Source organism: Shimazuella alba (genome assembly GCF_009831235.1).
GTDB classification, from domain to species: domain Bacteria; phylum Bacillota; class Bacilli; order Thermoactinomycetales; family Thermoactinomycetaceae; genus Shimazuella; species Shimazuella alba.
Genome location: NZ_WUUL01000019.1, coordinates 37,309 through 47,664 on the forward strand (window position 1 = coordinate 37,309; position 10,356 = coordinate 47,664).

General features: G+C 38.2%; 12 protein-coding genes. 9 read left to right on the plus strand and 3 right to left on the minus strand.

The window, feature by feature from the left end:
* The first annotated feature begins 174 nt into the window (after nt 1-174).
* From GSM42_RS19195 to GSM42_RS19215, 5 genes are all read left to right on the plus strand, one after another.
* The gene (locus GSM42_RS19195) at nt 175-1,293 is read left to right on the plus strand and encodes a M20/M25/M40 family metallo-hydrolase (protein ID WP_160803161.1); all 1,119 of its coding nucleotides are present in this window, start codon (nt 175-177) and stop codon (nt 1,291-1,293) included.
* Between the two features lie 357 nt (nt 1,294-1,650).
* Nucleotides 1,651-1,881, plus strand: coding sequence for a hypothetical protein (locus tag GSM42_RS19200; RefSeq protein WP_160803162.1), 231 nt, complete (start codon nt 1,651-1,653; stop codon nt 1,879-1,881).
* Between the two features lie 209 nt (nt 1,882-2,090).
* The gene (locus GSM42_RS19205; protein WP_160803163.1) at nt 2,091-2,828 is read left to right on the plus strand and encodes a nitrous oxide-stimulated promoter family protein; all 738 of its coding nucleotides are present in this window, start codon (nt 2,091-2,093) and stop codon (nt 2,826-2,828) included.
* Between the two features lie 348 nt (nt 2,829-3,176).
* Nucleotides 3,177-3,479: a hypothetical protein gene (locus GSM42_RS19210; protein ID WP_160803164.1), complete on the plus strand. Its 303-nt coding sequence runs from the start codon at nt 3,177-3,179 to the stop codon at nt 3,477-3,479.
* A gap of 216 nt (nt 3,480-3,695) precedes the next feature.
* Nucleotides 3,696-4,244 carry a transposase gene (locus GSM42_RS19215; RefSeq protein ID WP_237446712.1) on the plus strand — a complete coding sequence of 183 codons (549 nt, stop codon included), beginning with the start codon at nt 3,696-3,698 and terminating at the stop codon, nt 4,242-4,244.
* Nucleotides 4,245-4,261: 17 nt separating this feature from the next.
* Here GSM42_RS19215 and GSM42_RS19220 read toward each other — a convergent pair whose 3' ends face one another.
* Nucleotides 4,262-4,873 carry a TetR/AcrR family transcriptional regulator gene (locus tag GSM42_RS19220; protein WP_160803166.1) on the minus strand — a complete coding sequence of 204 codons (612 nt, stop codon included), beginning with the start codon at nt 4,871-4,873 and terminating at the stop codon, nt 4,262-4,264.
* Nucleotides 4,874-5,030: 157 nt separating this feature from the next.
* Between GSM42_RS19220 and GSM42_RS19225 the strand changes: the two genes are divergently transcribed.
* From GSM42_RS19225 to GSM42_RS19235, 3 genes are all read left to right on the plus strand, one after another.
* A complete protein-coding gene (locus tag GSM42_RS19225) occupies nt 5,031-5,534 on the plus strand; it encodes a methyltransferase family protein (protein WP_160803167.1) in 504 nt (167 codons plus the stop codon).
* 438 nt (nt 5,535-5,972) lie between these two features.
* Nucleotides 5,973-6,248 (plus strand): hypothetical protein, encoded by a 276-nt coding sequence (locus tag GSM42_RS19230; protein WP_160803168.1) that lies wholly within the window; start codon nt 5,973-5,975, stop codon nt 6,246-6,248.
* A 376-nt stretch (nt 6,249-6,624) separates the two neighbouring features.
* A complete protein-coding gene (locus GSM42_RS19235) occupies nt 6,625-7,122 on the plus strand; it encodes a hypothetical protein (RefSeq protein WP_160803169.1) in 498 nt (165 codons plus the stop codon).
* 146 nt (nt 7,123-7,268) lie between these two features.
* Here the strand turns inward: GSM42_RS19235 and GSM42_RS19240 are convergent, their stop codons facing one another.
* Together GSM42_RS19240 and GSM42_RS19245 are read right to left on the minus strand one after the other, a co-directional pair.
* Nucleotides 7,269-8,507 carry an MFS transporter gene (locus tag GSM42_RS19240; protein WP_160803170.1) on the minus strand — a complete coding sequence of 413 codons (1,239 nt, stop codon included), beginning with the start codon at nt 8,505-8,507 and terminating at the stop codon, nt 7,269-7,271.
* Between the two features lie 41 nt (nt 8,508-8,548).
* A complete protein-coding gene (locus GSM42_RS19245) occupies nt 8,549-9,148 on the minus strand; it encodes a DJ-1/PfpI family protein (protein ID WP_160803171.1) in 600 nt (199 codons plus the stop codon).
* Nucleotides 9,149-9,554: 406 nt separating this feature from the next.
* Here GSM42_RS19245 and GSM42_RS19250 point away from each other — a divergent pair, with 406 nt between their 5' ends.
* Complete coding sequence (locus tag GSM42_RS19250; RefSeq protein ID WP_338055342.1) at nt 9,555-10,088, plus strand: LysR substrate-binding domain-containing protein; 534 nt, start codon at nt 9,555-9,557, stop codon at nt 10,086-10,088.
* The last annotated feature ends 268 nt before the right edge of the window (nt 10,089-10,356 follow it).

The window sequence follows — 10,356 nt, forward strand, 5'->3', positions numbered from 1 at the left end:
GTACCTATTTTGACTAGTGGATAGGTACAATACGGCAGGACTTGTCGGAATTAACGCCTCTGGAGTGTTACACCAAACGCGAACCATGCGACACGTAGAAAGAGGAAAAATGTAGACTCGTAGGAAAACAGAACGGAGAAAATGAGTCTATATTAAAAAGTAGCATACAGTACGGTGGTAAATAAAAATCGGTTAATCGACGAATTTATTCGGTTGGTGCAAATAGACAGTGAATCAGGAAATGAACGTGCAATTTGTGATTTTTTGAAGGAGAAACTATCTTCTCTAGGATTAGATGTTGTGGAGGATTGCTCTGCTGCGTTTACCAAGCACAGTGCGGGAAACTTAATCGCTACTTATACAGGTAGTATTGCTGATGCTCCAACCATCTATTTCACATCGCATATGGATACTGTAGCGCCAGGCAAGAAGGTGAAACCTTCAATACTCGGAGATTATATCGTGACGGACGGTACAACCATTCTGGGTAGTGATGATAAAGCAGGAATAGCAGCTATTGTGGAGGGAATACGTCTTCTGCGTGAGTTGAATATACCTCATGGAAATTTACAATTTGTCTTCACAGTTGGGGAAGAGTCTGGTCTAGTGGGTGCTCGTCACCTAGACAAATCCTTAATGGAAGCAGAGTACGGCTTTGCTTTTGACGCTGGGGGACAAGTAGGAGAAATTATAACTTCTGCACCTGCACAGGTAAAGATCGAAGCAGAAATACATGGGAAAGCTGCTCATGCAGGATCTAGCCCAGAAGCTGGAATCAGTGCTATCCAAGTTGCAAGTCAAGCAATCTCTAAAATGAAATTAGGAAGAATAGATGCAGAAACGACTGCTAATATTGGGATGTTCCAAGGCGGCATCGCAACAAATGTAGTACCTGAGTATGTAAAAATTTTTGCAGAAGCAAGAAGCAGAGATGAAAAAAAATTAGTACATCAAGTGGAAGAAATGGTTATGGCTTTTGAGTTAACCGCAAAGCAAATGGGTGCAAAAGCAGAAGTGGAAACAAAATCATTATATCCTGGCTATTTCTTTACTGAAGAAGATCTAGTTGTCCAAAAAGCGATAGCAGGTGTGAAAAAAGTAGGTCGTACCCCACACCTTGGTGTAAGTGGTGGAGGTAGTGACGCAAATGTTTTAGCAGGTTATGGTATCCCAACTGTGAACCTGAGTATTGGTTACGAAAATATTCATACAACAAATGAACGGATGTCGATTCCTGAGTTAGTAAAAGCAGCAGAATTGGTGGTTGCGCTCGTAGAAGAAAGCGCCCACTAATGAAAATGTAGAATAGCGCAGTTATCTACACTTTACTGCTTTAGTGTGTAAATGGACTTATATATTTATCCAAAGAACAGCCCGATAATTTTTCGGGTTGTATTTATTTTGTCTATAAAAGGTATACTGGGAACAGCACGCTTGCATAGTCAGACGGCGACTATTATAGGTGTCGTATTATCAATGAAAAATGGAATTGTAGTTGCAACAATGCCTTATCGATTAAAAAGTAAAAAAGCAAGAAAAATGCTGAGTTATAGGTACTCAGCATTTTTACGTGTGAAAAGATTCTAATAAAATCAAAATGGAACTATAATAAAAATAAGCTATCGTCTTCAGATGGAAAAGAGAAGGAAGATGAAAAAGCGAAATGCTACAGAGGAAGATCTCGCTGATATTCACCAGACAGGTATCCAATATCTATTGGATAAATTTTGCAGAAAAAGGGAGGCGTCTAGTCACCAACTAGAGGAATATTATCAATTTATAAACCTAGACGAGAAAAGCCTGCAAGCCAGTTTTGTGCCAGTACTTTTCTGGGATAAGGTGCTTTCAGATTTTGAAAGAAGTGCAAGACTACTACCTTAAAAGATACGAGAAACTCCAGGTATTGAGGAATCAAAGAGAGCTGGCTTGATTTGTTCTCCAAATCTTTTGCTGGATCTGTTGGGGGTAGATGCTGTAATTCTGCTAACTGGCGATTGCGGAGCTGGAAAAAGTTTTTTGGTTAATCAGCTTCGTACTGGTTTGGAAAATCTCCCTATCACAGATCTAGTTTTCGATGAATATTCTCTCGATTGGAACGATCTCCGCGTACCGTGCTTCATGTGATTGATCCAGATGAGTTTCTGGGAAATGGTGACTGGAAAGGAGAAGTCCCTGAAGAAGAAGCAGATCCTACCATGGAATTTGCGCTAGATAAACTCAGGGAAGTACTCCCAAAACCTGGGGTCGTCATTATCACTGATGCAGGTCCCAATCGTGGACAACGTGAAGCGATTCTCCGTCTTGTGAAGCATATCCGACCACTTGCAGAAGTACATTCAGTATTGGTTGAGACAGCTCCACTTGTAGCAATGGGAAGAAACTGGACACGCAAACGGACTATTCCTCATGAAATTTGGCGCAGGGTCCATTTGGAGTACAAACAAACCTTTTATCGGATGGTGAAAAGCGGAGCTTACCCAAGATGGGAAGTTTACGATGCAGATCCTACTTGGTATGAGGATCTGCTTGATAAGTACTATCGATGTTCATACATCACACCATCTGGAGAGCAGTATAGATACCAATTTATAGGATTCACACAGGAGTATAAAGAAAATGTTCTTCCTCTTTTCGTGATGGGAATGGGGGAACAGTGGTCAATGGTAAAAAGAAAAATTTATTGCCATGAACATCACCCCTGTTCTCATGTGTCTGCATTTGGTCAAAAGTGCTGTTCCTTTGCTCATTCCAAGTTGGTTCGATGTGGGCAATTTTGTGGGAATTGCAAGGATCATTGTCCCCATATGCGCAAGAGGATCATAATTTGAAATCTCAAACGTCTAGAGGATCTACATGACGGTACCACACGTTGGTACCGTCGTGCTGCGTTTATAAACACAGTTACTACTATCTTTTTTTACCATAAGTAAGAAAAATAATTTTTTTAGAATAGAAGAAAGATTCCCCTTTCTATCGATCTTTCTGAAAGAGTTCCCACTTCAAGCTTGCTAAGTGGGTGTGGTGAATGTTGGTTCGGCGTTAGCCGAAAGGAATTGGTTCGGAATATTTTCTTTTTTGTTTCCGAGTATATCCTCAGCCTTAAAAACAAGAAAGGATAAAGAAACGAATGCACCAAGCATCCCGTTTTCGTTTGTATTCAACCATTTCCTAGCAAAATGGAACGATACCTAACAGGGAAACGGGGACAGAGCTCATCTATTCGATTTGCGCCAAGCTTCTCACTTCCTTGGAACAACCAGATGGAATGTCTAAAAAGAAGCGGATGCCATGCGTTGCAATCCTCTTTACGGAATCTCGAGGATGCGTTTCAACGGTTTCTTCCAAAGCAAAACAATGCCCTTCGTTTCAGCAAACGGAACTTACTCCAGTCTTACACCACCAAGATCGAAAAGAAAAATCAATTACCAGAAGGGAGTATCAAGGGAAATAAGATCAAACTCCCTAACTGGGCTGGGTAAAGCTTGCCAAGTCAAAGGAAGTAGAAGGGCGTATTCTCTCTGCAATTGTTCGCCGTACGCCTTCGGGAAAATACTTGGTTTCGGTTCTTGGTGAGAGGAACTATTGTTCTTATGTTCCAGCTAAGCGGGAAGCGGTGGGAGTCGCCCATGGCTTGAAAGATTTCGCAATACTCTCGGATGGTACAAAAGTGAGGACAAACTGTTTTTTTTGTCCATATGAAAAGAAATTTACAAAAGCCCAACAAAGTATCTAGATGTACCAAAGGAGGTTCCAACTGGAACAAAGCCCGCATCAAAGTAGCTTGCATTCATGAGGAGATAGTGAATCCCCGTCATGATTTTCTTCACAAACTGTCTACGAAACTGATTCACGAAAACCAAGTAATCAGCATCGAAGCCATACAAGTGAAGGATACGGTGAAGAATCACAAATTAGCAAAGTCGATCACAGATGCTTCCTGGTCTGAATTCATCGAGATGTTGGCGTATAAGGCGGAATGGTTCGGGAGAGCCCTTGTAAAAGTGGGGAAAGCCTTCCCATCGAGTCAACGATGTTCTTGTTGTGGATACCGCAACAAAGATATGAAAAGTCTTAGAGCATGGAGATGTCCGGAATGCGGTTCCAATCATGATCATATATCAACACAGCTAACAACATCTTGCAAAAAGATAGGAGATTCATTGACGCTGGGATGGCGGTTTATACTTAGTAAATATCCTGTCCGTAGACGGAAGTTCCTAAGAATCCCCCACCTCAAGCGTTAGCTAGGTGGTGGGAGCGTTCAAATTTCTTTTGGATTCAAAGTCATTGCATTAATAGGTCCACAGAAAGTGAGCAAGGTCATCTGATGTGCCATTTCATGAGGGGAATAAGGCATTCCTTGTTCCAACCAATAGATTACTAAACCTAGATGTGCTGATGTAATATATTGCAAAACTAGGGGTTGGTGAACTAGCATTTGGCTTTTTTTCTGTTTGTTTTTATTCATCTCTTCCAGTATGGTTTGAGAAACTCTTTTTACAAGACGATGGTGGAAAAGCGGTATTCCTTTTTTGCCGAGCATTGTTTGGTAAAAGTCAGCATGTTCTTGGATATAAGAAAAAATTCGAACAAAAGAAGGATTGGGTTCGTGAATATATTTTTTTGCCGGGCGTAAACTTATTGGTTTCACGGTATCAATCATTCCTTGAAGATGAGTATCCATCATTTGCTCTAACAAATCCCATTTATCTGGATAATGTTGATAAAAAGTGGAGCGATTGATGCCAGCTCTTGTTGCGAGATCACGAACACTGATTTGATCAAATCCTTTTTCTTCGATTAAGGTAAGACAAGCTGATTGCAGTGATTTTTTCGTGCGAATTGCACGTGGGTCTTTGGGATGAGAAACCATCTTTTTCCTCCTTTTTAAACAGATTACTTGATTGTGTTGTTTAAACAACAGATTAGAAGAGACTGTGGGTGGTTAGAGAAAATAATTACGATACAATAAGATTATAATCATCTAACTATTCCAAATGGAAATTACATTGATTAGGAGGAATCTTTAAATGAAAAAAGAAGTTTCTCTTTCATCCTTTCTCATCTCACTGACTCTTCCTACTACGATGACTGTAATTGTGCCATCTATTATTTTATATTTTTTCGATGAGAATAACTTTTCTTTTGGTCTCCATGCTTGGTTGGGTATGCTTATCCTAATAACAGGACTTTCTTTAGTGACTATCACTATTGGTCTATTTAAACGTATTGGAAAAGGAACCTTAAATCCACTTGATCCTCCAAAAAAATTAGTGATAGCTGGTCCCTATCGATATGTTCGAAATCCGATGATCACAGGGGTTTTGCTTGTTCAATTGGGAGAGTCTATTATGTTTACTTCGTTTGAGCTATTAATCTGGTTTTTTGGTTTCTGGATGGCAAATCAAATATATTTTATATGGAAAGAAGAACCTCAATTGTTAAAACGATTTGGTCCAGATTATCAAGAGTACAGAGAAAATGTTCCTAAGTGGGTTCCTCGTTTTTCTCCATGGTTAAAAGATAAAAAATAGTTTTTTCATAAATGTAAGGAAAGAAAAAGACCGTCTATTGCGGTAGATGGTCTTACCTTTCAGCATTGTTTAGATCTCATTAGTTATGGACACGATACTTTTTCTAGTATTATTATAATGAATTTCTAGTAATCCGAGCAAAGGCGAGGTTTATTCGAAAGAAGATTCCCACACCATTTCAGGAACCAGAGTAAAGATCCGCTTTAAGTGAGTGTGAGACCCAGTCTGAATAGTTAGTTTCTAACTACCCAGATATCTTTTATACGAACTAAAATAACTGGATGTCATCAAATTGAAAAATATGACTTAGGACAACAAATCCCTGATACGAATGTTTTTATTGATACTAAAACAATTTTTCTTATTGAAAACTTGTATTTTTTGATTAGTGATTCTAAAATGAAAATAGGAACATTCGATTCGCACTTGGAGGTCGAGATGACTGGGGTTCTGAACAAGACGGATATCCGCGACGTGGTCGAAAACGCTGCTGACAGGATCATCGAGGAGCGAGTTCGCGGAGAGATCGCGTTCCTCAACGAGTCGATGGTTCCTGGAGGGGAGATCTTTGAAGAAGTGAAGAAGGTTTACTTGGCAGAGGCCGAGCGATGGGGGATCAACGCCAACAACACCAAGAAGTTGGCGGACGGTCACACCGCTGCCGTGATCAACAGCGTTCTCACCCGACTACTCCGAAAGGCGTTCGGTGGCTGATCGTCTCCCTTCAGACGTGGCTCAAACGGCGGACTTTTGATCAATCTTAATGGATCAAAAGTCCGCCGAGTATTTAAAAGAAAGCAGTTTTGAATTTATTAGGATATATTTGTACTTACCATATTGTAGACATAGCAACAAAAAATAATGAAAATTCTTCAAAGCCCAAAACAACCAACTGCTAGATTACAAGTGATTGGTTGTTTGTGCATAAAATTTTTAAAGTACTTTTTTAGGTGACTACAAGAAGAAGTCATGTTAGGCTGGTAAAAACTTTTTAATACACCGCTTATGGAAAAGATTATTCTAAAAATAAAAGATGTACTCAGACATGGAGAATGCTTAGACCCTTTATTTTTTTGAAAGAAGGCAGAGAATGAGCAAATCTGAAGAAAATCGAGAAACGGACTATAGAAGATTCTTAGATCGATTTCAAACATTACCTAACTCATATAAGTATGGGTATAAGATTTACCGAAAATATGGGATAAGCATTTATATTTATGGAACTTACATATCTATGTCCAGTTACGAGGACAAAGATGCTTGTACATCAATATGCGCAGGTTTGTGGGCGATTTATCCTCCGGATATGCATAATCCCTCAGCCTTTGGAGTATCGGAAAAAGAGAAGTATTTTTTGTGGGACGGATTAAAAAAAGTAAGTGAGTGTATTATACATAAGTCGCCTTATCAATCAGATACATTAATCGTCATACACTTTATTGCCTCCCACGATTGTCACTATCAAGAAGAAGGATTGACTCCAGCTATTATGATGTGGGCTGCAAATGCTTTTGGCTTTCAACCTCCACAAATCGATGCCCGTTTTAATGAAGAACTAGGTAAAGTCGAATTTATGTTTAATAATTAAAGGGTGAGAGAATACATCAAGCTATGGTTTTACATGTCAAGTTGTTGCAGCGGGTCCATATAGATAGGCATATAATAAAACTCCCTAAAACTTGTTCTTGAACGCAAGGTTAAGGGAGCCTTATAAACTGAAAGGTAATTTTTAAATTAATGCAACTGCCTATTTTCGACAAGTGAGCGAAGTAAAGGGACAACAAAGAACAATGCAAAAACGAATAAAAATATTGTAATTCCATAGATGCCAAACAGTGATAATTGCTCTTTCAACCATCCAGCGATAAAACTGGCTATCACCAAAGATGCAGTATACATAGGAACGAGAATACCGGTGACTCTTCCAAAATAATTGGTTTGAGTTTTTTGTAAAATTAATGTATTGAGCCCAATCTGGATACTGGGCATCATAAGCCCACAAACAAACTGAGCCAATAAAGTCAACCACAGCTGTGTAGATAAAACCGCTGTGCTCCAACCAATCGCATTCACGATGATCCCCACAAAGATGAATTGTTGTGGTGTAACCTTTTTTGCGAGTATCATGATTAGAAGACCACTCAAGATGGTACCTGCTCCGTTAGCTGTTAGCAGCCATTGAAGATATTCGGTGCCTAATTTCAATCTCTCTGAAACCAAAAACACATTTAATGGTTGGACTAACCCAAATGCTAAATAGGTTACAACAAAACACCCACTTAATTTCTTTAACATTTTCTTAGACAATACATAGTGAAAACCATGCTTCATTTCAAGAAGAATTGGTGGTTTTTCAATCTTTTCTTCTGTTTCCTGATCCGCTGGGAGTAAAATTTGAATTACAGCCGATATGATATACATGGTGCCCATTAAAGCAATGGCTATGTTAACACCATAATTTTGAAAAACAAATGTACCAAGTATCGGACCAACCAAAATAAATACGGAAAAAACAGTTTGATAGATAGAGATCCCTGCTTGCATTTGATTATCTCGTAAATTCTTCTTAAAAAGCTTTAGTCCAGCAGGCTGTGAAAACTGCATTAAGGCGGCATAAGCTAAAGGGAGTAAGTACACAGCTTTCCAAGAGAAAAATATAACTAAGATTAAAACCGTAAACACAAATACAGCATTTAACAGATCGCACAATATCATTTTTCTTTTTGGTGGCAACCGATCTGCGAATGTACCCCCTATAAAGGAAAAGAGCACAACTGGTGCAAATTCTGCAACAGTTAACATCGATATTGCAACAGGATCGTTGTGTGTCTTTGCCATTATAAACATCATAACGGCATAAAAGCGAATCCAGATACCCGCTTGACCAAATAATGTAGCAGCAACAATAACCCATACCACTCTATTATGGAATAAAGCTGATAATTTCAGCCCAATAAGTCTTTGGTTTTCCATAAAGAAGCCTCCATTGTTTCATTTCTCCTACGAATCTAATGTTAGAAATGAATGTCATATTCCATCAGTTTTGCAGTTGTTTTTGCTACTTCGATATCCAATAGACGCTTTACAATATGCAAAGACATATTAATACCTGCAGAAACTCCAGCCGCAGTAAGGATGTTGTCTTCATCAACAAATTTAACATTTTGCACGACAGTAGTTTCGGGAAATCTACTTTCTAGTTCTTTTAGGCTGGCCCAATGTGTTGTCGCTCGTTTCCCAACTAGTAAACCAGCTTCAGCCAATAGAAAAACTCCAGTGCAAACGGACGCCATAATCTGAACACTTTTTATCCTTTTACTTATCCATTCCATCACTTTTTTGTTTTTAAACTCTTTTAAGGTTCCTGGTCCACCTGGAATAATGATAATGTCAAAATGTGGAGCAGAATGAAAACTATAATCGGGTTGAATCTTTAAACCGTTTCTTGCTAAAATGATTTGTCCCTTTTCAGAAAAAGTAGTGACTTGAAAGGGTTTTTTTCTACTATTTTGAACTTGATTGAATTCAGTAACAGAAAAAACTTCAAATGGACCTGCAAAATCTAGCACCTCTACATCTTCGAATAAAAATATACCTACATCTAATGTTTTCATGGTTTTATCTCCTTTTTTCATTTTGTCAACAAAACACACAATAACTTAGAAAGATCTAGGTTGCATGATTCGAAAGAGCTATCTTATTCAAATAACTTTTTTTATTTGGAAAAAAATAAATAGTGATGTCAAGAATGAGCTAGGTATTCCCCTTTTTGAGCGAAATGGACGTAATCTGAATTCTTAATAAATAGGGAAAATACTTTTACCAACGAGCAAAAGCATCACTATACGAAATTGAAAAAGGGCGAAAAGAAATTGAAAGTCTTGTCAATTCCACTTCAGGAGTAATCACTATTAGTTTCCTCCATATGCTTGGAGCACATCTTATCCCTTCTTTGTTTCATTCTTTCAAAAAAGATTTTCTTGACATTCAATTTGATTCACATCAAGATTCTCCATTGGTATTACTACCCCTGATTTTATAAATAGCCACTACTCTTGGCATTTATTAGGGAAGTTTGAACTTTTCCTTACACTCCCACTCGATCATAAAAGGGCTAACAAGAAAAATATCTATTTAGAAGAAATAGGAGATGAGCCTTATATTGGCTTAAAGTCATCATATGGGGTGGGTTCTATGATCGATACCATGTTTGCGAATCAACAAATAACGCCAAGAACTGTATTCCAAGCTGACGAGTTGGACACAGTAGCTGGTTTGGTCTCTACAGGGCTTGGTATTTCTTTTCTGCCAAAAACTATTAGCCTTCAAAGTTTTCCATTGGTCTGGTTACCAGTAACTGCACCTGAATGTGAGGTTTCTGTTAGTGTTATTTGGAAAAAAGGCGATTTTTTTCCGAAGTATCCAAAATATTTCTTAATTTCGTTCCGAATAGTTAGAATCAGAATAGGTATTTTTACCAGATTAAAAATACCCAGCCAAACGAAAGTGAGGTTGGGTATTTTTTGCATTCTTATTCATCTGTTCTTCACCTAGGTTGAGAAAGGAAATCCGCTGTTTTTTGATCATCTTCATTCCTTGTAATCAATTAAATTATGGATTTAAATGCGTTGGAATAAATATATATTGTTCCTTATGATTAATTTGAAATTAGTTATATTCCATTGTCTGCTAATAGGGAAAGGAGTTTTTGCCGGTGTACGAAAAACTATACCTAATTGATTTTTTTGTTTTAATCCTATTACTTTTGTTATGGGCTATTGTTGTCAATCGTCTGAGTCGTCTTCGCTTCCGAAACACAAAA